We start from the raw sequence: 22,042 nt of genomic DNA, 5'->3' as shown, positions 1-22,042 counted from the left end.
TTATTGTGCCGCGATCCCCGATCGACCGTGATTAAAGAAAACGGCAAATGCACCGATAGAGAGTAAGGGGATTTAAGCGCCGTATATAAATAATGGCGCGGTGAGAGGGTCATCTCTCTCTGCGGGGAGCGACGCGGCTTTCCGCGCGGATTCGCGCGGGGGCAAGAAAAATCCTATTGTTTACTTGTGTACTTTTTTTACACTTAATGGTTTCATCCTCGGGGCGGATGGTTGCAGGGAGCCGCGTCCCTGAGCATCAGAGAAAATACCGGGGAGTCGCTGAGCCTGCTGCATGAATGTCACAATGTTTCATCCGCTTAAAAAATGGCTAGTGGGTATGATGGCCGTCAGTTTGCTGGCAGGAGGCGCACTTCTGCCGGCCGGTATGGCTGTCGCCGCATTACCGGCAGATAGCCTGCAGAGTATGCGGGAGCGTGATGTCGCGCGTATCGTAACCGGGATGATTAGCTTTACCCGTTGGCCGACGCCGTCTGAACCCATTCGTCTATGCATTATTCCACCGACGCATTATGCCCGGCAGCTGCTATCCATGCCGCCTACGCCGCGGCTTACCGTACAGGAGGTTGCCTTTGCACCGCAGAATATTTTACAGCGGTGCGACGTGGCCTATTACGGCGATATCAGTCCGGCGCTGCAGCAGTCTGTTATGGCGCAGCTGCAGGGAAAAGGCCTGCTGACGATCGCGGAAGGTAACCGTGAATGCGTTAAAGGCAGCGCCTTTTGTCTGCAGGTGGGGGAGCATAACGTCACTTTTGAGCTGAATCTGGATACGCTGGCACGCAGTAACATACAGGTAAACCCTAATGTGCTGCTCTTGGCAAAGAAAAAAGGGTAACAGGGTGAAACGCTTATTTTCCAAGAGAGCCAGATCACGCACGGATCGCCCGACGCTGCGCCGCATGTTTCAGCGTATTCATATCATGATCATTGCGGTGACGCTGCTGCTGGCCGGTATTCCGCTGTCGCTGCTGTCACTGTTTACGCTGCGTACCTACGCGGAGCATAACCTGCATTTGGTGGCCATGACCATCAGCTACACCAGCGAGGCGGCGGTGGTCTTTAACGATAAGCCGGCGGCGTTGGATGCCCTGAATATGATAGCCAAGCGCGAGCAGATCGCCGAGGCGACGATCACCGATGTACAGCATCAGGTCTGGGTGCGCTGGAACTCCTCTACGCCGTCCCATGAGTCGCTAAACCGCCTGCTGCGCGGCTGGCTGCTGCCCAGCTCGGTCAGCGGCCCTATCGAACACAATGGCCAGCTGATCGGCTTTGTGACCCTGAAGGCGGACGGCTCGATGCTGATGCGTTTCTTGGGCTATCTGCTGCTGGGGCTGCTGTGCTGCCTGATCCTGATCGCCCTGCTGTCGCTGTATCTGGTGCGGCGTATGCATGCCGGCATTGTGGACGAGCTGTATGCGATCGCCAAAGTGGCCCGCCAGGTGCGCGAGCAGCGCACCTATTCATTACGGGTGCCCCATTCACAGATCGCCGAGATCGAGGAGCTGAGCCGGGGCTTTAACAGCCTGCTGACGGAGGTCGAATCGCAGCATACGCTGCTGATCAATGAAAATGGGGTGCTGACCTATAAGGCGCTGCACGATCCGCTGACCGGCCTGCCTAACCGCACCTGCTTTATGAACATGCTGGAGAGTTTTAATCCGCGCCAGGAGCGGGTCTGCGTCATGTTTCTTGACGGAGACGGTTTTAAGGCGGTTAACGATACCTGGGGCCATGCGGCGGGGGATCGGGTGCTGGTGGAGGTGGCCAGCCGCCTGAGCCAGCAGATCCGCAAGACGGATATGGTGGCACGCCTTGGCGGGGATGAGTTTGCCATCCTGCTGCGCAATATTGAAGCGCCGCGAGAGGCGGAGCGGGTCGCCCGCGGCATCCTGCAGGCGGTTCCGCAGCCGATTGTTTTGAGCAACGGCGTCCGGGTCAGTATGACCTTCAGTATCGGTTTTACGCTGTCGTCTCCTCATAGCCAACCGGCCGCGCTACTGGATAAGGCCGATGCCGCCATGTATCGCAGTAAGCAGCGCGGCGGCGGTTGGAGCGTACTTTAACAGGCAAGGGAATCACACCACGATGCGAATACAACAACGAAAGGGCTGGGCTTTGGGGATAACGCTGGGCTGCGCGCTGTTAAGCGGCTGTCAGCATCAGGCGACGTTTTCGCCTCAGCAGATTGCCGTCCTGCAGCAGCAGGGCTTTACGCCGACGCCGGAGGGGTGGAGCTTTGGCATGTCGGAGAAGGTGCTATTCGGGAATAATCAGGCGACGCTGCGTCCGGAGAGCCAGGCGCATGTGGCCGAGCTTGGGCATGCGCTGTCGCAGGTGGCTATCCTGCACGCTCGTCTCGATGGCTATACCGACAACTACGGAACGGATCAGTACAATCAGCAGCTGTCGCTGAAGCGGGCCGATAAGGTGGCGGATGCCATGGCCAGCGGTGGGATGCCGCGGGCGAACCTGACGACGCGCGGCATGGGGAAAAGCAACCCGATCGCCGACAACGCGACCCGTCAGGGCCGGGCGGAGAACCGACGCGTTGCGATCGTGATCCAGGCGCCGTAGCCGATCGCCGCGGCCGCGTTACCGCGGTCGTTAAATCCTCCGTCAACTTTACATTTCTCATACAAATATTGAACCCGTTGGGTATAGGCTTTATCTGAAATACGTTGACGAGGAGGAGCCTATGAATAGCAGAAGGTTGCAGGTCGCACGCTGCGTGGCCAAGTATGCATTGGCCTGCCATAGCGCCAGTCGCTGGAATACGGCGATGAAGATGCTAAAAGCGTCTCTGGGCGACGTCAAAACCCGTCGGCTACAGGGTTGAGCAGCGGTGGGGCAAAGGGGCTGTTCATTTGCTAGCCGGTTGAGTAAAAAGATGATTTTAGGACTGGACAAGGGGCTCGGAGCCGATTAATATCCTCAGCCATTGGAAGGATGGCTGAGTGGTTTAAGGCAGCGGTCTTGAAAACCGTCGAGTGTAACAGCTCCCAGAGTTCGAATCTCTGTCCTTCCGCCAAATTCAAACCCCGCGCATCGCGCGGGGTTTTTCGTTTCTTCCTCCCGCATCCCCTCTGCTTTTTTCTCCGTCAGCGTCCGCTGGGGCGGGGGTAACTCAGTTAAATTCGTAGTTGACGCCGACGTTATACTCCAGCGAGTTGTCATTGAAGGCGGCGCCGGCTTTGGCCGCCAGCTGATGGGTAAAGCGGTAGCCCACGCCGACGGCGACGGCCTGCTGATCCTTATAGCCGCCCAGCGCGGCGCTGGCGTTGAACTTACCGACGCTATAGGGCTGGAATAGTCCGGCCAGCGCGGCATCTTTGGCGGCGATCTGCCGCATTTCATGGCGGTTGTTGTCGATCTGATGCTGCATGGCGCCAAGATGACGGCTGACGCCGCTTTGCCACGCATTGACCGCTCGCCAGTTACGCTGAATTGTCTGCGCATTGCGATGGATACGCTGGCCGTTGTCGCGGACCTCCTGCGCGTTGGCGGTGATCTGCTGACCGTTATCGTCGATTTGCTGACTGTTTCCGGCAATATTCTGCTGGTTAGCGTGAATGCTGACGCTATTGTGCAGCAGCTGCTGCTGACGCTGCTGTCCTGCCTTGGCCACGCTGTTCAGCTGCCCGAGATTCACGGCGTCGGTAGACTGTGTGCCGGCGGCGACGTGGGTGAGCTGGCGCTGATGGGCGGCGTCGCCGAATGAGACGCTCTGGCTGCGCTGGTTAGTGCTGTGATCGCCGATGCTGACGGCGTTGGTGGTGCCGCTGGCCACGCTGGCATGATCGCCGATGGCGACGCTGCTGCGGGCGTTGTCGCCGACGCTGGCGTCGCTGCCCAAGGCGACGGCGCCGCTGGCATTGTCGCCGACGCGGCTAAAGGTGCCAATGGCGTTAGCGCCCGCGGCCGCGCTGCCGACGCTGGCGGTGTCGCCGATGGCATTGGCGCCGGCGGCATCGGCGTGGACATGGCTATTGATCCCGATGGCGTTACTGCCGACGTTATTGCTGTCGATCTGGCTGCCGCTGCCAATGGCGGTGGCGCCGTCGGCCTTGCCCTGGATCGCGGCTTGGCTGCCGATGGCGATGCCATCAAGGGATGACGTGATCGCGGCGCCGACCCCGACGGCGACGGCGCTGTGGGCTCCGGTCGTCACATGGGCGCCGTTGCCCAAGGCGATGGCGTTTTGGCTATCGGCCAGCGCGCCGCCGGCCTGGTAGCTACCGCTGAGGGCTGCGCGGGTAGGCGCAGCGTAAGCCAGTGGGGTCGTGAGGGGAAGAAGAGAGAGGAGTAAAATGAATTGACGGTTTTTCATCATTTATATGGCCAATTTTCTACGTGAGACGCTTGCCGCAAATAACGGGGTTATTCCGGCCCGATGAACAGACCCTTCGCTAAAGTTGTCTGTTGATGTAATTGGATGAGGCAGCTAAAGAAAGCGATGGCTTATTTTCTAACGTTATTAGCGCAAATGCTTTCGCTGCGGGGGAATATACGGTCGCACAGGGGGATTGGCTATATCAGACTATTCTGCTGTCCATTTTTTACGGGTTTTGCTAGCGCCGCACCATTAGCGTTGAATTTTAACATAAGCGTTATTTTTAGATTAATATTCTTTTTATTTTGTATTATTTGAGATAACAATCTAATATTGACGTACTGCTGATTCCGTTGAAAATAAAAATGCGTCCGCGGCGTTACCGTTATCTGCCATGCTAATATTTTTTCATTAATAATTGATAACACTTCTACATATTTGGTAGATAAAATATCGCACGAGCCAAAATAAGAATTTTCTTCGTTAATAGAAATGTCTTAAGTTATTTGTTGGCGCTGCTTATCTCTGCGCTAATTAAAAATTGCGGCCTGATTTTAATATGCGCCGGTGCGCGATGGGGCGACTCAGGGCAGGGAAAAGGCGTTGCGCATCATGGATACGCTACGCGGGTATGTGCTGCCCAGGCTCACTCGATGTTGGGGGGAACGCGGCATCGGGCGCGCGATGCACGCCGAGCGCGTCTGACGCTACGCCGGCAAATAGCGAACGGAGTGCTCTATCGCATCGCCCTGCGCGTCAATAATCAGGTTCCACAGGCCGCTGAAGGGGATACTGAGATAGAGCTCCCCCTGGGGCGACGGGCTGGCTGAGGACGTCGCCGCGGCCTGCTGAAGGTGTGGATTTTCATCGCTGGCCAGATGAACGGAGAAGCGATGGGCGCAGCGTACGATCAGCGTATCGCCGCCGAACAGGTTAAGACGGGTGTGAACGACCGACATGACGAACCTCCTGCACTAAGGAATCGAATAAATAAGAGATGAGTAATTTATTGTGATAGCACTCACATAAGTGAGTTTTCATAGAAGCAAAAGTTTGGCGATTAAATAATGACCAAAATCAATCTTTGTGCAGGTATCATCGACGTTACGCCGATGGCGTAAACGATAAGAAAGGCTTATCGGCCAGCGTCGCGCCGGTTTGGGAACGGTTCGGTGCGGTGGTCTGGAAACGGTTCGGTAGTCTACGGAGAGGGGACGGCTGTGCTGCTCGCGTTTCGTCATCAACCTGGGCAGGGGGAGCGGGCGTGCGGAGGGGCCCTGCGCTTGCGCCGGGAGCCCATCAGACGCGACGCGCACCCCGACAGTCAAAAGAGGGACCCGCGCTTGCGCGGAGCCCTGCTGACGGTTAGCGGGCCAGCCAGCCCCCGTCGACGGCCAGGGTATAGCCGTTGACATAGTCGGATGCCGGAGAGGAGAGGAAGACAACCGGGCCCATCAGATCCTGCGGCAGGCCCCAGCGCGCCGCCGGAATGCGCTCCAGGATCTCCTTGTTGCGGGATTCGTCGCTGCGCAGCTGCTGAGTGTTATTGGTGGCCATATAGCCCGGTGCAATGGCGTTGACGTTGATGCCGTGCTTGGCCCACTCGTTGGCCAGCAGACGGGTCACGCCCATCACCGCGCTCTTGGATGCGGTGTAAGAGGGCACCCGGATCCCCCCCTGGAAGGAGAGCATGGAGGCGATGTTGATGATCTTGCCGCCCTGTCCCTGCTCGATAAACTGACGCGCTACGGCCTGCGACAGGAAGAAGACGCTCTTAATGTTCAGGTTCATCACGTCGTCCCAGTCCTTTTCGCTGAAGTCGATGGCGTCTTGACGGCGAATGATCCCGGCGTTATTCACCAGAATATCGATATGGCCGTAGGCGGCGACGGCCTGGGCCACCAGATCCGGGATCACCGCCTGATCGCGCAGGTCGGCGGTCAGGCTGAGAAACTGACGCCCCAGCGCGCGCACTTTTTCTGCGGTTTCCGTCGGTTCAACCACGTTAACGCCGACGATATCGCAGCCGGCCTGCGCCAGACCCAGCGCCATACCCTGACCCAGACCGGTATCGCACCCGGTCACCATCGCAACTTTACCCTGCAGAGAGAATGTATCCAGAATCATGCGTCTTATCCTTTTACTAGCGCGCCGGCATTCCCGCCGGCGTGCGGATGAATGAAAAATAGCGGTTAGCGCAAATCGGTAATGGCGAGGTGGTCCATATCGTCAAAGACCTGGTTTTCACCCACCATGCCCCAGATAAAGGTGTAGGCCTGGGTGCCGACGCCCGAGTGGATAGACCAGCTGGGGGAGATTACGGCCTGTTCATTGCGCATCACGATATGTCGCGTCTCCTGCGGCTGTCCCATCATGTGGAATACGCAGCTGTCCGGCGCCATATTGAAATAGAAGTAAACCTCCATGCGGCGCTCATGGGTGTGGCACGGCATGGTATTCCACAGGTTGCCCTCTTCAAGCTCCGTCAGCCCCATCGACAGCTGACAGGTCGGCAGCACCTCCGGCACCATGTACTTATTGATGGTGCGGCGATTGCTGGTCTTGGCATCGCCCAGGGTCTGCGGAGAGACATCGGCCGGGGTGATCTTGCGGTTTGGGTAGTGGGTATGGGCCGGCGCGCAGTTGTAGTAGAACTTGGCCGGACAGGTGCTATCCAGGCTGGTGAAACGCAGCGCGCGCGCGCCCTGACCGACATACAGCGCCTCACGCGGGCCGATCTCATAGCGCTCGCCGTCGACGTCAATGGCGCCGGGGCCGCCGATATTGATAACGCCCAGTTCGCGGCGCTCAAGAAAATAGCCGACGCCCAGCTGCTTTCCTACCTCGTTGCCGATAGCGACGCTTTGCGTCACGGGCATGATGCCGCCGACGATTATGCGGTCGATATGGCTGTACACCATGGTATAGCGATCGGCGTCGAAGACGGTGTCGATGAGAAACTCACGGCGCAGACCGGCGGTGTCGAGCTGCTTCGCGTGATCGCTGTGGATGCTTTGACGGACTTCCATTTTTACCTCGTTATGCTCAGTAACGCCCGACGGGCTCAGGCTCAGGCATTGGGCCGCTCCCGTGTGCTGATGAGGATCCTAACGCAATCCGTGCGGGGCTTCAATAGAAAATGAAATGCTGTTTTGATTTTTTAGAATCGCGATTGCATTTTTGTGAGATCTCCGCGAGGGCTCCAGAACCCGAGGGCGCTAGGCAGTGAATCGCGCGGAGAGGGCGGGGTATTTTTAGGGGTTGTGCTGTCTATTGCTTTTTAGATAGCGGAATAGCTTGGCGGGTTACAATAATTTACGTGAATGCGCTGTCATTAGCCCGCGGAGGGGGTAAGCTCATTCGATAGGCAGTTTCCGTGCGCATGAGGGCCGCCACGGGGGGACACTCTGCGCAGTAAGACGCTGGAATCGACAAGGAGCAAAAAATGAGAAAATTGACGGTGATGGCGCTGGCGGCGTCGCTGGCGCTGGGCGTAGGGTCGGCCTGGGCACAGCCGCAGCAGAATGACGATACGCCGCCCTGCTGGCAGGACGGCGGTATGATGATGGGCTCTGGCTATCACCCTATGATGTGGCGCGACGGTCACCATGGACGCTACCGCGGCGGCATGTTTGACGGGCTGAATCTCAGCGACGCGCAGCGTCAGCAGATGCGGGATATCGCGCGCCAGTATGCCGCACAGAGCGATAGCGCCGCCTGGCACGACGCCTTTAAACAGCGCCAGCAGATCATTACCGGCGACAAATTCGACGAGAATGCCGTGCGGGCGCAGCTGGATGCCTCGGGCGCCAAGCGCAATCAGCAGCTGGTGCAGCGTTTGAAGATGGAGCACCAGATGTACAGCGTGCTGACGCCGGAGCAAAAAAAGGCCTTTAACGATAACGCCGAGCGCGGCCTGCAGCGAATGCAGCAGCATCACGATCGCTGGATGCAGCAATAAAGTCAGCGAATGGAGGAGCCTCGCCGCGGCGGGGCTCCGATCCGTTCCGTCGAATTATCGGGGCAACGCTGCATTTTTGACTGGATTAATTAATCCTTTTCCTATTTAATTCTATTACTCCGCGTCGCGCTGGTTATTTTATTTATGGCGCGCCCGCGATTCCCGCCGGCGTCGTCTAGCCCACGCGGATACCTCAGCAGCGCTGAAAAACGGCGGCGCGCACGGCGGCAGGGGGATCGCGGCGCATCAATAGTCGATTTTCATCCCAACTCTTCATAATTAATCCATAATTAAGCTATTCCGCGTAATTCTGCTTTCAGTTATTTACACTGGATATAATTACTTGAACTCTTTTCAGCTAAATTTATTTCCAGGCACACGGCGAAATCACCGAACATAAATTGATACAGAGGAATTCTTAATGCGTAAAATGACGGCACTCCTTCTTGCTTCTACTCTGGCTCTGGGCGTTGGCGCGGCGAATGCGGCCGATAGCACCGCCGCACAGGCGCAGAATGGCATGGGCAATGGTGATGGTATGGGGATGATGCACCATCAAAATCAGATGATGCAGAAAAAAGGCGCCCGGCACGACGGCGGCATGCTGGCCGGGATCCAGCTGACGCCGGAGCAGCGCCAGCAGATCCGCGACATTCGTCTGCAGTTCCGCAATACGCACCCGATGCCCCATAACGTGGACCACTTTAAGCAGATGCATCAGCTCGTTGCCAGCGATAAGTTTGACGAAGCGGCCGCGCGCGCGCAGATAGAGGCCAACAACAAGACGCGCAATGACGCGGCGCTGGCCAGAATGAAGATGGAAAACCAGATCTACAATCTGCTGACCCCGGAGCAGAAGAAGCAGGTTAACCAGAATTTTGAAAAACGCGTGCAGCTGATGCTGGATCGCCAGGGGAAAATGAATCAGTCCCAGCAGTAACCCTGACGTCGCGTCGAACAACGCCCCGTCCCGAGCGTCATAGGCCCACTGAAATGCGTTTTTCAGTGGGCTTTTTCATTGCAGGGGGCACTAGCGTCCCACCCGAGTTCACCCTTGTGGAGGCGATGTGGATACCTCCTTTCGCGTGGATTGGGTGAGCTTGCGTCCGATAAAACATCCGCGGGGGAGATGGGCGTATGCCAGCGTTTGCTGAAGGGGGCATATCCGATTATGCGTTGCCGGGTGAGCCGATTTCCGCCGTCGATCATAAAATGTGCCGTCAATGTATGCCGTCGCACGTGTACTGCCTGACCTTTAGGGGGATGGGATTTTACATTGTGGAATATTGGCCGCTATGCCGCGTCATCGACATCAAACAATAAATAATATGCCGGAATTTTTGGTATTGATCTCCCGGATAGCTTTATCAGAAACCGGAGCGATACGGATTTTGCCACCCTTGCTAAAGGTGATACGGTGACTCACGCTCTTCGCCGCGGGCAAAACCTGAGCAGACACCGTTTATTTATTCAGGATAATGGCCATGCACTTGCCGGCGTTTCCGTTGAATAGCCAATCCTAAACACCCTGTATCGACCGTTTCTGCTAGCAGGGCGCGCTCGTCAGCAGGTAAACGCCCCTCGACCTTGTCATTTAACCTCTGATCCCGTGAGCACACCCAATGCCCTGAATCATCGATGGAGACTCGCGATGACCCCCTTTTCGCGGCGGCGTGGCTTTTCCTCCGCTCCGGTTTAAAAAAACCAGATGCCGCCTTTTGCCGCTGCGCGCCCACTGGGCTAGGCTGCTTGCCGCGCGGAGTCTGTCTGGTATCGGCGGCGCACCGGTATCTCTTCTCCCGTAAAACCCGCCCGGTGCCGGGTGAGCGCTTGGGCGATTCAGCCTGCGGCGGATATGCGATGGCGGGGATCGCCACCGCTGACACGCCCGGCCCGCGGCGGCGGCGGAAAAGGCGCCAGTTACGCCGTTCCGCTCGTCTAAGGCTTGAAAGCCGGACGCGCTCTACTCATACTGCTGACTGGGTTCCTTAATTCTCCGTCAATTCTCCGTCGCCTGCGGCCGAGGGGGGAATTAAGGGACTCGACGCGGGGTTGGGCCTCGCTTCGCCAGTGCGATGGCTAAAGACGCTGAGCGCGGTGGCGCGTAAAGCGTGTTCCGGGCGCCGGAGCCGGCCCTTATCATCATTCTCCCTCTCTCTGTTTAAGGATATCTGTCATGGCTGAAGAGACCATTTTTAGCAAAATTATCCGCGGTGAAATTCCCGCCGATGTGGTGTACCAGGACGAACTGGTCACGGCGTTTCGCGATATTTCGCCGCAGGCGCCGAGCCATGTGCTTATCGTGCCGAATAGGCTGATCCCAACGGTGAACGATGTGCAGCCGCAGGATGAGGCGGCGCTGGGGCGGATGATCAGCGCGGCGGCAAAGATCGCGCGCCAGGAGGGGATTGATGAGAACGGCTATCGCCTGGTGATCAACTGCAACCGCGACGCGGGGCAAGAGGTGTTCCATATCCATATGCATCTGCTCGGCGGGCGTCCGCTGGGGCCGCTGCTCGCGCGCTAACCGCGGCCCGACGCCGGGTAAGGAGGGGGTATGGCAGGGAATCGCAGTTGGGCTATGCTGGCGCTGTTGACGCCGCTGTGGCTGGTCGGATGCGCGGCGCCGTCGCGGATCCCGATCAACGCGGAGCAGCGTCTGGTGATGGAGCCGGGGCTGCTGGCGGCGGGCGTCACGGCCACCGCGCCGCAGATAACGGCGCAGGGGAGCGGACGCACCGCGCAGGCACAGGTCAGCTACGGTGACGGCGAGGGCGGCGCGACGCTGCCGCTGCACTACCGCTTCTATTGGTATGACGCCCGGGGACTGGAGATCGCGCCGGCGCCGGCGCCCGCCCGTCTAACGCTGCAGAGCGGGGAGCGGGTCAGGCTGACGTCGTTCAGCCGGGATCCGCAGGCGCGCCAGGTGCGGCTATACCTTTATTACTGATGGGTAACTAGGATTGAGCATAATGATAAAGAGAATGTCGGGGATCGCGCTGGCCGCGCTGCTGCTGAGCGGCTGTCAGGGACTGCTGCCGCGCGGTGAGACGCCCTCTCAGCCGCCGGCGCCAACGACGCCGGCGAAGCCCAGCGTGGTGCCGACGCCGACGCCGCCGGTCGTCACCCCGGTCCCCCAGCCGCCCAAGATGACCAGCGTGGACTGGCAGGGCAGCTTTGCGCCGCTGATCGATCAGCTGCTGAGCGCGCCGGGGGTCGAGGCCGGCTCGATTCTGCTGGTGGACGGGGTGCAAAATAAAACCAACGGCCAGCTGAGTATGGCCAACGCCAGCGAGGTGCTGCGCAGCGCGCTGGCCGGTAACCCCCGGTTCCAGATGGTGTCGACGGCGCAGCTGGCGCAGGCGAAGCAGAGCCTGGGGCTGGCGGCCAATGACAGCCTCGGATCGCGCAGCAAGGCGATCGGCTTGGCGCGGCAGGTGAGCGCCCAGTATGTGCTGTATACCACCGTCAGCGGCAATGTGCAGGCGCCGCGTCTGGCGATGCAGCTGATGCTGGTGCAGAGCGGGGAGATCATCTGGTCGGGTAAAGGCCCGGTTGCGCTCTGATCCGCAGGCCATGCGGGCGGTGCTGCGTCGCCGCTTTCCCTCGCTGCCGGGCGCCGATTGGCAGTTTAGCCTGACGCAGGGGCTGAGCGGCGATAACTGGCGCGCGCAGAATGGTGACAGTGTCACCATTCTGCTGCGACCGATCACACCGCCGCGGCGCCATCTGGGGATCGATCGGCGCCGCGAGGGGCGGGCGCTGCGGATGGGGGCGGCGGCGGGGCTGGGGCCAACCTGCTATGGCACCGTTGATGGCTGGCTGCTGGCCGGCTGGCTGCCCGGCGAGACCCTGGCGCCGGGTGCGCTGTCGATGGCGCAGCTGGCGGCGCTCGTCGTGCGTCTGCACCGCCTGCCGCCGCGTCTGACGTCGCGCTCGCTGCGACGCTACTGCGCCGCCTACTGGGCGCAGCTGGCGCCCGAGCGGCGTGGCTTTCTGGCGCAGCGCGTGCACCAGCGCTGGCAGCGCCGCCGTGAGCCGCGTCCGCTTAAGCTGGCGCTGCTGCATATGGATATTCACGATGGCAATCTGATCGGCGCGGACGGCGCCGTGGGGCTGATCGACTGGGAGTACGCCGCCAGCGGCGATATCGCGCTGGATTTAGCGGCGCTGAGCCGAAACTATGCCCTGGACGGCGCCGGGCGGGCCGAGCTGGTCGCGGCCTACTGTCGTCAGGGGGGCTACCGTGACGCCGCGCGTCTGCTGCAGCAGCTGAATCGCTGGCTGGGCTGGGTGGACTATATGGCCTGGCTGTGGTTTGAACTGCGCTGGCAGCAGACGCAGCAACCTATTTACCGGCGGCAGGCCGATGTCCTGCTGCGCAATTTAACTCAATAATCCATGCGGCGCGCGGCGCCGCGAGAGAGGAGACGTCGTGTGGGCCCTGTAATGCTGGATGTCGCCGGCTATGCGCTGGATGCCGAGGAGCGAGAGATCCTGGACCATCCGTTGGTCGGTGGCGTGATCCTGTTTAGCCGTAATTTTGACGATCCGGGCCAGCTGCGCGAGCTGGTGCGCCAAATTCGCCAGGCGGCGCGCCACCCTTTACTGGTGACCGTCGATCAGGAGGGGGGACGGGTGCAGCGCTTCCATCAGGGGTTTACCCGCCTGCCGGCAGCGCAGTCCTATGCCGCGCTCAATGCGCCGCAGGAGGCGCAGCGCCTGGCGCTGGAGGGCGGCTGGCTGATGGCCTGCGAGATGATCGCGATGGATATCGATCTGAGCTTTGCGCCGGTGCTGGATTTGGGGCACGGCAGCGCCGCCATCGGCGAGCGGGCGTTCCATCGGGAGGCGGAGAGCGCCATTCCGCTGGCGCAGGCGTTTATCGACGGGATGCACCAGGCGGGAATGAAGGCGACCGGCAAGCATTTTCCGGGGCACGGCAAGGTGAGCGCGGACTCCCATAAGGAGACGCCGATCGACGAGCGCCCGCTGGCGCAAATCGTTGAGCATGATATGGTTATTTTCAAGACGCTGAATGCGCGCGCCAGGCTGGATGCGGTCATGCCGGCCCACGTGATCTACTCACAGGCGGACTCCCGTCCGGCCAGCGGCTCACCCTACTGGCTGCAGCAGGTGCTGCGTCAGGCGCTGGGCTTCGATGGGGTGATCTTCTCGGATGACCTGTCGATGAACGGGGCGGCGGTGATGGGCAGCTACGCGCAGCGGGCGCAGGCGTCTCTGGACGCCGGCTGCGATATGGTGCTGGTCTGCAATAACCGCCAGGGCGCGATCAGCGTGCTGGACCACCTGTCCGCCGCGGGGTCGCCGCGCATCGAGCGTCTGCGTCACCGTGGTCAGGTCGATCGCGAGGGGCTGATGGGCAGCGCGCGCTGGAAGCAGGCGCATCAGGATTTGCAACGCTTACACCAGCGCTGGGAGGAGGCCAAACAGGCCTGAGAACCGGCGCCGGACAACCTTTTAGGCGCAGGGCCGCCGCGTGTCAAGGTGACCTGCGGCGTGGATGACACGTGCGGGAGACCGCTTAGGGAGACGTATGATTATTTATCTGCATGGCTTCGACTCCACCAGTCCGGGCAATCATGAAAAGGTACTGCAGCTGCAGTTTATCGATACGGACGTGCGGCTGATCAGCTACAGCACGCGTCACCCGCGGCACGACATGCAGTATCTGCTCAACGAGGTGAGCCGGGTCGTCCGCCAGGGCGACGATCCGGGCGCGCTGATTTGCGGCGTCGGGCTCGGGGGGTACTGGGCCGAGCGCATCGGTTTTCTCTGCGGTATCCGCCAGGTGATGGTGAACCCGAACCTGTTCCCGCAGGAGACGATGCCGGGGCTCATCGATCGGCCGGAAGAGTATGCGGATATCGCCACCAAGTGCGTGGATAATTTCCGCAGCCGTAACCGCGGCCGCAGTCTGGTGCTGCTGTCGCGTCACGATGAGGTGCTGGATAGCCAGCGCAGCGCCGGGCTGCTGGCGCCGTACTATGATGTGGTGTGGGATGAGCGGCAGGGACACAAGTTCCCCAGCCTGTCGCCGCATCTGCAGCGGATTCGCGCGTTCAAGAGCGTGGCCTGAGGGGCGAGGCAGGGGGAGAGGCTCCCCCTGCGCTGAGGGCGGTTAGCGTCCGGCCTTCAGCTTCTGGAAATCGGTTTCGTAGATTTCGCTGGAGCTGCCGACGTCATTCTGCCACTCGCCCTTGGCGATGGTTTCCGCATCCGGGTAGAGCGACTTGTCGCTGACCACCTCTTTCGGCAGCAGCTTTTGGGCCGCCAGGTTCGGGGTCGGGTAGCCGATAGTTTCCGCGACCTGCGCGGCGACGTCCGGACGCAGCAGGAAGTTAATCAGCTTCATCGCGCCTTCGGGATTTTTGGCATTGGTCGGAATGGACAGGCTGTCCATCCAGAAAATGGCGCCCTCTTTCGGCCAGACGATCTGCACCGGCGTGCCGGCCTGGCGCGCCACATAGGCGGAGCCGTTCCAGATCATGCCCAGATTGACTTCACCCTCCATAAACGGGTTGGCCGGGTTATCGGAGTTGAAGGCCAGCACGTTGGGCATCAGCTTCACCAGCGCCTGATAGGCTGCCTGGATCTGCTTGGGATCGGTGGTATTGCCCGAGTAACCCAGCTTGCGCAGGGCGACCTGGAACACTTCGCGCGCGTCGTCCGTCAGCAGTAGGCTGCCCTTATACTCCGGTTTCCACAGGTCGGCCCAGCTGGTCACGCTGGCCGGATCGATGGCATCGCTGTTGACCCCGATCGCCGTCGCGCCCCAGATGTAGGGGATGGAATAGTCATTCTTCGGGTCAAACGACTTGTGCAGCAGATTGGGATCCAGGTTGTGGAAGTTGCTCAGCTTGTCGTGATCGATCTTTTGCAGCATCCCTTCGTTACGCATTTTGGCGACGTAGTAGGTGGAGGGTACCACCAGGTCGTAGGCGCCTTCCCGGTACGTCTTCAGCTTGGCGTACATGGTTTCATTGGATTCATAAGTCGAATAGATGACTTTGATTCCGGTTTCCTTAGTGAACTGCTCCAGCAGCCCCGGCGGGACATATTCGGTCCAGTTGTAGAAGTAGACCGTATTATTGTCGGTTTTCGGCGCATCGGCAGCATGTGCGGCATGAGCTCCCATTGCCAGCAAACCTGCGGCTACCAGAGGTGACCACTTTTTCATTCAGCGTATCCCTATAGTGAAGGTCGAAACAGAAGATGGAACTGTCCGCCGCCGTAACGCCTTGGCGCACCACAACAAACAGGCGGGCTATTATAGGAGCGGCGGCGGCGGGGGTAAAGCCTTGGCCGCCGCCGGACGCCGACGGGCTAGCGTGCCGTCCGGCAAGGGGCGCGGACGGCAGCGTGAGCGCGCTTAGCGCGGCGCCTGCCGGTTGAGGCGGGCGTAGGCCTTCTCATGAAAGCCCTGGCGGCGGGCGTAGAACATCAGGATGCTCAGGCTGATGATAAAGGTCAGCGCCAGCTTGACCGACTCCGCGCCGCTTAACGCGATAAAGCAGAACAGGCAGCCCAGGGTGGCGGCCGTCAGGCTCAGCACGTGGTGCAGGGAGGGGCCCTCCAGGCGGATCAGCGCAATGCAGGAGTAGAAGTAGGGCAGCATGGTTAACAGCACCGCGATACCGATCAAATCGCCGAAGATGTCGGAGGTTTTGGCGCCGCTGGCGGCCAAGAAGGTCATCAGCGCCATCAGGGCGGTCATCTTCAGCGCCGACAGCACGATCCCTTTACGCGGCACGCCGTGGGCGTCAACCTCGCCGTAGATCCGCGGGAAGTTACCGTCGCGGGCGGCGCGTACCCCGGCCTGGCCCACCAGCATCATCCACGATCCCAGGGCGGCCAGACAGGCGAAGGCGGTGAAGGCCGAGACCACCGGTGCGGCCCAGGGGCCGAGGATCATCGAGGCGCTGGCGGCGAAGGGGGCGCCGGTGTTGGCCATGGTCTGCGCTGGGAACATCCCGCTCATCACCTGGGTCGCCAGAATGTAGATCAGGCCAGCCAGTGCGGTTCCCAGCATGGTGGCCAGCGGCACTGTGCGCTTGGCGTTCTTCACCAGCCCGGAGCTGACCGCGGCGCTCTCTACGCCGACAAAGGCCCACAGGCAGATCAGAATGCTGTGCAGTACGGCGCTGCCGCTGCTGCTCTGGGTGGTGTTCCAGTTGGCGTGGTACAGCGCCGGATCAAACCAGTGCCAGCCGGCGATGGCGGTACCGACCACCGGGATCAGCACCAGGATCAGCCCCAGGGTCGTCAGGCGGCTCACCCAGGTTCCGCCCATCATATTAATGAAGGCCATGATCCAGATGATGACGATACTGGCAATGCCCGCGGGTATCGGGTCGTTGAGCATCGGGAAGAAGACCGACAGATAGGCGACCCCGGCCAGGCAGTCGGCCAGGTTACCGATCCAGTTCGCATGATAGTAGAGCACGGCGGTCTGGAAGCCAAAGGCTGGGCCCAGACGGCCTGCGTAGGCGATAGGGCCGCCTACCTGTGGATCGCGTGTAGTCAAACGAGCGAAGACAAAGGCCAGCGACATTGCACCGACCAAGGCAATTAACCAACCAAAAATAGAGATGGAACCAATTTTGGCGAGGTTTGCCGGCAGCAGGGCGATACCGCTGCCCATCATATTGCCGGCAACGATTCCCGTGCAGGCAAAAAGCCCGATTTTTTTTGTAGAAGACGCCATTTTAGCCCCGTTTTGTCTTATGTCAGACGTGGTGACCGTACTCCCTCACGGTGCGCGCCGCTTAATTAATCAAGTCCTGGTCGTAATTATATGACTATTTGCGAATCAGATCACAGTACAAGGTATGACCAATGGCCTCTTGCATTTCAATCTGAAAAGTTGGTCCGGTAATTTCCCGCAGCGCTGCGTCATTTTGAGCGGGGCGGCAGATCGGGGGTACCCGGCGGGGGGGCGGGGGGAAATTTTCACGCCAAAATGCGGCACAGTACGCATAGCAGGGGGAAGATCGTCCGATCTGAGGCGCGGGTATCTGAATATTTTAATGCAGTAGCAAAAAAAGATAATCGGCGACGTCGGGAGAGCGTCCGCGGCGCGACAGGCGGCGCAGTAGCCGCCCGTCGCGGGATTAGCTGCGGGTGCGGTCGCGCAGGATCAGCTGGCTGGCGAGCACCAGCAGCAGCGACAGCGCCAGCAGGATGGTGGCCAGGGCGTTGACCTCCGGAGAGACCCCCACCTTGACCATCGAGTAGATTTTCAGCGGCAGGATCTCATAGCCCGGCCCGGTGACAAAGGAGGAGACCACGACATCGTCCATCGACAGCGTGAAGCTCAGCAGCCAGCCCGCGGCCACAGCCGGCATGGCCAGCGGCAGCAGGATTTTGCGCAGGATAACCAGCTCGCTGGCGCCGAGATCGCGGGCGGCCTCCAGCATGCGGACGTCAAAGCCCCGTAGACGGGAGTAGACGGTGACCACCACGAAGGGCAGGCAGAAGGTAATGTGCGAAAACAGCAGGGACCAGAAGCCCAGGGAGACCCCCAACAGCATAAACAGCACCAGCAGGGAGATGGCCATGACGATATCCGGGGACATCATGACCACAAACAGCATGCCGCTGACGAAGGGTTTGCCGCGGAAGTGGTAGCGGAACAGCGCCACGGCGGTCAAGGAGCCTATCAGGGTGGCAAAGGTGGCGGAGAGCACGGCCATGGTGATCGAGTGGCCCGCCGCCTGCAGCAGGCTATCGTTGTTCATCAGCGTGCTGTACCAGCTCAGGGTAAAGCTTTTCCAGTTGATGCCGAAGCGCGAGCTGTTAAACGAGTTCGCGATCAAAATAATGATAGGGATATATAAGTAAGCGTAGATGAGGGACATGAAGCCCCCGCGCATCAGGCGTCCGAGCATGGCAGATCCTCCCGGGCGGCGCGGCATACGCACGCGTTATACTTATGCAGATTAGACAATTTTGTTATCTTCTCCAAACCATTCGACAAAATTTTGCCAAACAAAACAAATGGATATTAAATATTGACGCCTCGGCACGGCGCGGGCGCCGCGGCGGTCCGTCAGTCTGCCAAGTCGCTGGCCTTACGGTTGAGTAGCTTACCGACCCGGTAGTAGATCAGCAGCATGACCCCCATCACCAGCGTCAGGCAGATGCTGGTGGCGGCGCCAAACGGCCAGTCGCGAATATTGAGGAACTGGCTCTTGATGACGTTGCCGATCAGCAGGTTTTTGGCGCCGCCCAGCAGGTCGGCGATGTAGAACATGCCCAGCGACGGCAGCAGCACCAGCAGGCAGCCGGCGACGATCCCCGGCATGGTCAGCGGTACGATGATGCGCATGAAGGTCTGTAGCCGATTGGCGCCTAGGTCGCGCGCTGCCTCCAGCACCGAGCGATCCAGCTTTTCAATGCTGGAGTAGAGCGGCATCACCATAAAGGGCAGCAGAATGTAAATCAGCCCCAGCACCACCGCCGTGGAGGTGTACATCAGCCGCAGCGGCTGATCGATGATGCCGATCCAGAGCAGGAATTCGTTGAGGTAGCCGCGGGTGCTGAGGAACAGCTTCAGCCCGTAGATCCGGATCAGCGAGTTGGTCCAGAACGGGACGATCAGCAAAAACAGCAGCAGCGGGCGCACCCGGTGGGGCAGGCGCGCCAGAATAAAGGCAAAGGGATAGCCGATGACCAGGCAGCACAGGGTGGCGATCAGCGCCATGTTGAGCGAGTGCAGCAGCACCTCGGCGTACAGCGGGTCGAACAGCCGGGCGTAGTTGCTCCCGGTGAACACCATCTGTACCAGGTTGGCGTCATCGCGGGTCAGAAAGCTGGTGCCGATGATCATCAGGTTCGGCAGGAAGACGAACAGCGACAGCCAGCCCACCACCAGCGCGATCACGACATTTTGAAACAGTTTACGCGATTTCTTCATCAGGCAGCACCACCTCCCAGCTTTCGACCCAGGTTACCGCTACCTTCTGATCGAGCGAATGGTCTACGTCGGGATCGTCCTCGTTAAAAAACTCGCTGACCATCACCATCTTGCCGTTTTCCAGCTCTACGCTGGACTCCAGGGTCATCCCTTTGTAGTTGCGCTCGCGCACATAGCCGATGATGCCGTCGACCTGCTCGCTGTCGCTGATCTCCTCCACGCGCAGATCTTCCGGCCGCAGCAGCACCTTGAGGCGGTCGCCCTGGCTGACCGGCAGCGCTGGGTTGACGTAGATATCGCACTCGCGCCCCTCGACGTTGGCGCGTACCCGCTGCTCATCGATACGCTGCATCACCTCGGCATCGAATATGTTGATCTCGCCGATAAAGCTGGCCACAAACAGGTTCTTCGGTTCTTCGTAGATCTCGCGCGGCGAGCCATCCTGTTCGATACGTCCATCGCGCATCACGATGATGCGGTCGGACATGGTCAGCGCCTCTTCCTGATCGTGGGTGACGAAGATAAAGGTGATGCCCAGCTTGCGCTGCAGCGCCTTCAGCTCGTTCTGCATCTGCTTGCGCAGCTTGTAGTCCAGCGCCGACAGCGACTCGTCCAGCAGCAGTACCCGCGGCTTATTGACCACCGCGCGGGCGATGGCCACCCGCTGCTGCTGGCCGCCGGAGAGCTGATGCGGGCGGCGCTGGGCCAGCTCGTCCAGCTGTACCATGCGCAGGGCATCCATGACGCGCGGCGCGATGTCATGGTGCGGGGTTTTCTGCATGCGCAGGCCAAAGGCCACGTTTTCAAAGACGCTCATGTGCGGAAACAGGGCGTAGCTCTGGAAGACGGTGTTGACGTGGCGCTGTTCGGCGGGCTGGTGGGTTATCTCCTCTCCGTCCAGCGCGACCTGGCCGCTGTCGACCTCTTCCAGCCCGGCGATCAGACGCAGCACCGTGGTTTTACCGCAGCCGGAGGGGCCAAGAATGGTGACAAATTCACCGTGATTAATGCTCAGGTCGAGATCGGGAATGATCGCTTTGCCGTCAAAGGATTTGCGGATGTGGGTCAGGCATACGACCGGCAGCGCCTGGGCGTCTACAGAGGAAGTCTCAGTCATTTAGTGGTTACTCTATCCCGAGAGATGTTGCAGATAGAACCGCCGCTGAAAAAGACTGCGTGAGCACACCGGGATTTCCGGCGCTCGAAACCAGCGACGTCGATCAAATTTTTAGAGCGCGCATGATAGACCCTGCGGACAATAATTGAAAGCTGAGGCGCGCAGAATTCACGGATTTCCTGCGTAAATCCCGGCATTTGCTCCGATTCGTTTACAAATCATCCACCGCCTGCGCTGAATCGGGTTGGCGGTCAGATTTTTTCTGCCAGGAGAAAAGGCAAACCCCGGTAAAAATGACCTGACGCAATATTTCGCCGGAGGTGGCTCCGCATAATGGGGCAACAAGAAGGGAGAAAATACCAAATGAATAACTTACTTGATCGTTTTCTTAACTATGTTTCTTTTGACACACAGTCCAAGCCAGGGGTACGTCAGGTCCCGAGTACCGAGGGACAGTTCAAGCTGGCCCGTGCGCTGCAGAGTGAGCTGCTGGCGCTGGGGCTGGAGCAGGTCACGCTCAGCGAACACGGCTGCGTGATGGCGACGCTGCCGGCCAACGTGGCCTGGTCGGTACCGACCATCGGTTTTATCGCCCACATGGATACGGCGCCGGACGCCAGCGGTAAAAACGTGAATCCGCAGATCGTCGAAAACTACCGCGGCGGCGATATCGCCCTGGGGATCGGCGATGAAATTCTCTCCCCGGTGATGTTTCCGGTGCTGCACCAGCTGCTGGGGCAGACCCTGATCACCACCGACGGGAAAACCCTGCTGGGGGCCGACGATAAGTCGGGGATCGCCGAAATCATGACGGCGATGGTGCGTCTCAAGCAGGGGAACACCCCCCACGGCGAGATCCGGGTGGCCTTCACCCCGGATGAAGAGGTGGGCAAGGGCGCCCAGCATTTCGACGTCGCGGCCTTTGGCGCGGAGTGGGCCTATACCGTGGACGGCGGCGGCGTGGGCGAGCTGGAGTGTGAAAACTTTAACGCGGCCTCCGTCAACATCAAGATCATCGGCAATAACGTACACCCGGGCAGCGCCAAGGGGGTGATGGTGAACGCCCTGGGGCTGGCCAACCGCATTCACGCGCTGCTGCCGGCGGCGGAGGTCCCGGAGCAGACCGACGGCTATGAGGGGTTCTACCACCTGGTGTCGATGAAGGGCAGCGTGGAGAAGGCCGAGATGCACTACATCGTGCGCGACTTTAGCCGCGAGGGGTTTGAGGCGCGCAAGAAGCACATGATGGAGATCGCCAAGCAGGTGGGCCAGGGGCTGCACCCGGAGTGCTACATTGAGGTGACGCTGGACGACAGCTACTACAATATGCGCGACGAGGTGGCGAAGCACCCGCATATCGTTGCCCTGGCGCGTCAGGCGATGCGCGATCTGGCGATTGAGCCCATCGAGCGGCCGATCCGCGGCGGCACCGACGGGGCGCAGCTGTCATTCCGCGGCCTGCCGTGTCCGAACCTGTTCACCGGCGGCTATAACTTCCACGGCAAACATGAGTTTATTACGCTGGAAGGGATGGAGAAGGCGGTATCGGTGATCATGCGTATCGCCGAGCTGACCGCCGAGCGCGCGCGCGTCGCCGAATAATCTAGAGCGGCGTACGGCGGCCGGGGCCGGTCGCCGTCTCTGGGGTGTCACGCGACGGGCGGGGCACCC

Annotated in this window: 22 protein-coding genes and 1 tRNA gene; 14 read left to right on the top strand and 9 right to left on the bottom strand. The window is 60.1% G+C overall.

The genetic code is table 11. The features are described 5' to 3' along the window. Positions 1-337: 337 nt before the first annotated feature. From yfiR to L1P05_RS09135, 5 genes are all read left to right on the top strand, one after another. Complete coding sequence (yfiR, locus tag L1P05_RS09155; RefSeq protein WP_225857125.1) at positions 338-856, top strand: regulatory sequestration protein YfiR; 519 nt, start codon at positions 338-340, stop codon at positions 854-856. A 64-nt stretch (positions 857-920) separates the two neighbouring features. After that, positions 921-2,087: a diguanylate cyclase DgcN/YfiN gene (gene dgcN, locus L1P05_RS09150; RefSeq protein ID WP_012848742.1), complete on the top strand. Its 1,167-nt coding sequence runs from the start codon at positions 921-923 to the stop codon at positions 2,085-2,087. A 22-nt stretch (positions 2,088-2,109) separates the two neighbouring features. Further along, positions 2,110-2,598, top strand: coding sequence for an outer membrane lipoprotein YfiB (yfiB, locus tag L1P05_RS09145; RefSeq protein ID WP_012848741.1), 489 nt, complete (start codon positions 2,110-2,112; stop codon positions 2,596-2,598). A gap of 121 nt (positions 2,599-2,719) precedes the next feature. Further along, positions 2,720-2,860 carry a hypothetical protein gene (locus L1P05_RS09140; protein ID WP_165362055.1) on the top strand — a complete coding sequence of 47 codons (141 nt, stop codon included), beginning with the start codon at positions 2,720-2,722 and terminating at the stop codon, positions 2,858-2,860. A 104-nt stretch (positions 2,861-2,964) separates the two neighbouring features. Continuing rightward, positions 2,965-3,052 (top strand) — tRNA-Ser (locus tag L1P05_RS09135). A gap of 96 nt (positions 3,053-3,148) precedes the next feature. Here L1P05_RS09135 and L1P05_RS09130 read toward each other — a convergent pair. The 4 genes from L1P05_RS09130 to kduI form a co-directional block, all read right to left on the bottom strand. Then, positions 3,149-4,354: a YadA-like family protein gene (locus tag L1P05_RS09130; RefSeq protein WP_012848739.1), complete on the bottom strand. Its 1,206-nt coding sequence runs from the start codon at positions 4,352-4,354 to the stop codon at positions 3,149-3,151. A 707-nt stretch (positions 4,355-5,061) separates the two neighbouring features. Further along, positions 5,062-5,313: a hypothetical protein gene (locus L1P05_RS09125; RefSeq protein ID WP_012848737.1), complete on the bottom strand. Its 252-nt coding sequence runs from the start codon at positions 5,311-5,313 to the stop codon at positions 5,062-5,064. Between the two features lie 406 nt (positions 5,314-5,719). After that, positions 5,720-6,481: a 2-dehydro-3-deoxy-D-gluconate 5-dehydrogenase KduD gene (gene kduD / locus L1P05_RS09120; RefSeq protein WP_012848736.1), complete on the bottom strand. Its 762-nt coding sequence runs from the start codon at positions 6,479-6,481 to the stop codon at positions 5,720-5,722. A 65-nt stretch (positions 6,482-6,546) separates the two neighbouring features. After that, positions 6,547-7,383 (bottom strand): 5-dehydro-4-deoxy-D-glucuronate isomerase, encoded by an 837-nt coding sequence (gene kduI, locus L1P05_RS09115; protein WP_012848735.1) that lies wholly within the window; start codon positions 7,381-7,383, stop codon positions 6,547-6,549. A gap of 416 nt (positions 7,384-7,799) precedes the next feature. On the opposite strand from kduI, the gene L1P05_RS09110 reads away from it, so the two are divergent. From L1P05_RS09110 to ycfP, 8 genes are all read left to right on the top strand, one after another. After that, positions 7,800-8,315, top strand: a complete 516-nt coding sequence (locus L1P05_RS09110; protein WP_012848734.1) for a Spy/CpxP family protein refolding chaperone — start codon at positions 7,800-7,802, stop codon at positions 8,313-8,315. 421 nt (positions 8,316-8,736) lie between these two features. Next, positions 8,737-9,255 (top strand): Spy/CpxP family protein refolding chaperone, encoded by a 519-nt coding sequence (locus L1P05_RS09105; protein WP_012848732.1) that lies wholly within the window; start codon positions 8,737-8,739, stop codon positions 9,253-9,255. Positions 9,256-10,491: 1,236 nt separating this feature from the next. Beyond that, complete coding sequence (gene hinT, locus L1P05_RS09100) at positions 10,492-10,842, top strand: purine nucleoside phosphoramidase (protein WP_012848729.1); 351 nt, start codon at positions 10,492-10,494, stop codon at positions 10,840-10,842. A gap of 30 nt (positions 10,843-10,872) precedes the next feature. Next, positions 10,873-11,265 (top strand): YcfL family putative periplasmic lipoprotein, encoded by a 393-nt coding sequence (locus tag L1P05_RS09095; protein WP_078057731.1) that lies wholly within the window; start codon positions 10,873-10,875, stop codon positions 11,263-11,265. A 25-nt stretch (positions 11,266-11,290) separates the two neighbouring features. Then, positions 11,291-11,881 carry a penicillin-binding protein activator LpoB gene (gene lpoB / locus L1P05_RS09090; RefSeq protein ID WP_034168332.1) on the top strand — a complete coding sequence of 197 codons (591 nt, stop codon included), beginning with the start codon at positions 11,291-11,293 and terminating at the stop codon, positions 11,879-11,881. Beyond that, positions 11,871-12,713, top strand: coding sequence for a phosphotransferase (locus tag L1P05_RS09085; RefSeq protein WP_012848726.1), 843 nt, complete (start codon positions 11,871-11,873; stop codon positions 12,711-12,713). The genes lpoB and L1P05_RS09085 overlap by 11 nt, the downstream gene beginning before the upstream one ends. A gap of 39 nt (positions 12,714-12,752) precedes the next feature. Continuing rightward, positions 12,753-13,775, top strand: coding sequence for a beta-N-acetylhexosaminidase (gene nagZ, locus L1P05_RS09080; RefSeq protein ID WP_012848725.1), 1,023 nt, complete (start codon positions 12,753-12,755; stop codon positions 13,773-13,775). A 97-nt stretch (positions 13,776-13,872) separates the two neighbouring features. Further along, on the top strand, positions 13,873-14,415 hold the full coding sequence (gene ycfP, locus L1P05_RS09075) for an alpha/beta hydrolase YcfP (RefSeq protein ID WP_012848724.1): 543 nt from the start codon (positions 13,873-13,875) through the stop codon (positions 14,413-14,415). A 42-nt stretch (positions 14,416-14,457) separates the two neighbouring features. Here the strand turns inward: ycfP and potD are convergent, their stop codons facing one another. The 5 genes from potD to potA all read right to left on the bottom strand — a co-directional run bounded on the left by potD (position 14,458) and on the right by potA (position 20,371). Next, complete coding sequence (gene potD / locus L1P05_RS09070; protein ID WP_012848723.1) at positions 14,458-15,516, bottom strand: spermidine/putrescine ABC transporter substrate-binding protein PotD; 1,059 nt, start codon at positions 15,514-15,516, stop codon at positions 14,458-14,460. A 192-nt stretch (positions 15,517-15,708) separates the two neighbouring features. Next, positions 15,709-17,043, bottom strand: coding sequence for a cadaverine/lysine antiporter (cadB, locus tag L1P05_RS09065; protein WP_012848721.1), 1,335 nt, complete (start codon positions 17,041-17,043; stop codon positions 15,709-15,711). A gap of 406 nt (positions 17,044-17,449) precedes the next feature. Further along, entirely contained in the window at positions 17,450-18,226 is a 777-nt protein-coding gene (gene potC / locus L1P05_RS09060) for a spermidine/putrescine ABC transporter permease PotC (protein WP_012848720.1), read from the bottom strand. Positions 18,227-18,387: 161 nt separating this feature from the next. After that, positions 18,388-19,254 carry a spermidine/putrescine ABC transporter permease PotB gene (gene potB, locus L1P05_RS09055; RefSeq protein ID WP_012848719.1) on the bottom strand — a complete coding sequence of 289 codons (867 nt, stop codon included), beginning with the start codon at positions 19,252-19,254 and terminating at the stop codon, positions 18,388-18,390. Next, positions 19,238-20,371, bottom strand: coding sequence for a spermidine/putrescine ABC transporter ATP-binding protein PotA (gene potA / locus L1P05_RS09050; protein WP_012848718.1), 1,134 nt, complete (start codon positions 20,369-20,371; stop codon positions 19,238-19,240). Before potA ends, potB begins: the two co-directional genes overlap by 17 nt. Positions 20,372-20,734: 363 nt before the next feature. On the opposite strand from potA, the gene pepT reads away from it, so the two are divergent. Next, a complete protein-coding gene (gene pepT, locus L1P05_RS09045; RefSeq protein ID WP_012848717.1) occupies positions 20,735-21,973 on the top strand; it encodes a peptidase T in 1,239 nt (412 codons plus the stop codon). Positions 21,974-22,042 lie beyond the last annotated feature (69 nt).

This window comes from Edwardsiella piscicida, from assembly GCF_021733145.1.
GTDB classification, from domain to species: domain Bacteria; phylum Pseudomonadota; class Gammaproteobacteria; order Enterobacterales; family Enterobacteriaceae; genus Edwardsiella; species Edwardsiella piscicida.
This window is presented reverse-complemented; position numbering and strand designations above follow the sequence as displayed.

Coding starts and splice junctions, on each gene's coding strand:
- yfiR (WP_225857125.1), top strand. CDS start 338: ATGATGGCCGTCAGTTTGCTGGCAGGAGGCGCACTTCTGCCGGCCGGT.
- dgcN (WP_012848742.1), top strand. CDS start 921: ATGTTTCAGCGTATTCATATCATGATCATTGCGGTGACGCTGCTGCTG.
- yfiB (WP_012848741.1), top strand. CDS start 2,110: ATGCGAATACAACAACGAAAGGGCTGGGCTTTGGGGATAACGCTGGGC.
- L1P05_RS09140 (WP_165362055.1), top strand. CDS start 2,720: ATGAATAGCAGAAGGTTGCAGGTCGCACGCTGCGTGGCCAAGTATGCA.
- L1P05_RS09130 (WP_012848739.1), bottom strand. CDS start 4,354: ATGATGAAAAACCGTCAATTCATTTTACTCCTCTCTCTTCTTCCCCTC.
- L1P05_RS09125 (WP_012848737.1), bottom strand. CDS start 5,313: ATGTCGGTCGTTCACACCCGTCTTAACCTGTTCGGCGGCGATACGCTG.
- kduD (WP_012848736.1), bottom strand. CDS start 6,481: ATGATTCTGGATACATTCTCTCTGCAGGGTAAAGTTGCGATGGTGACC.
- kduI (WP_012848735.1), bottom strand. CDS start 7,383: ATGGAAGTCCGTCAAAGCATCCACAGCGATCACGCGAAGCAGCTCGAC.
- L1P05_RS09110 (WP_012848734.1), top strand. CDS start 7,800: ATGAGAAAATTGACGGTGATGGCGCTGGCGGCGTCGCTGGCGCTGGGC.
- L1P05_RS09105 (WP_012848732.1), top strand. CDS start 8,737: ATGCGTAAAATGACGGCACTCCTTCTTGCTTCTACTCTGGCTCTGGGC.
- hinT (WP_012848729.1), top strand. CDS start 10,492: ATGGCTGAAGAGACCATTTTTAGCAAAATTATCCGCGGTGAAATTCCC.
- L1P05_RS09095 (WP_078057731.1), top strand. CDS start 10,873: ATGGCAGGGAATCGCAGTTGGGCTATGCTGGCGCTGTTGACGCCGCTG.
- ycfP (WP_012848724.1), top strand. CDS start 13,873: ATGATTATTTATCTGCATGGCTTCGACTCCACCAGTCCGGGCAATCAT.
- potD (WP_012848723.1), bottom strand. CDS start 15,516: ATGAAAAAGTGGTCACCTCTGGTAGCCGCAGGTTTGCTGGCAATGGGA.
- cadB (WP_012848721.1), bottom strand. CDS start 17,043: ATGGCGTCTTCTACAAAAAAAATCGGGCTTTTTGCCTGCACGGGAATC.
- potC (WP_012848720.1), bottom strand. CDS start 18,226: ATGCTCGGACGCCTGATGCGCGGGGGCTTCATGTCCCTCATCTACGCT.
- potB (WP_012848719.1), bottom strand. CDS start 19,254: ATGAAGAAATCGCGTAAACTGTTTCAAAATGTCGTGATCGCGCTGGTG.
- potA (WP_012848718.1), bottom strand. CDS start 20,371: ATGACTGAGACTTCCTCTGTAGACGCCCAGGCGCTGCCGGTCGTATGC.
- pepT (WP_012848717.1), top strand. CDS start 20,735: ATGAATAACTTACTTGATCGTTTTCTTAACTATGTTTCTTTTGACACA.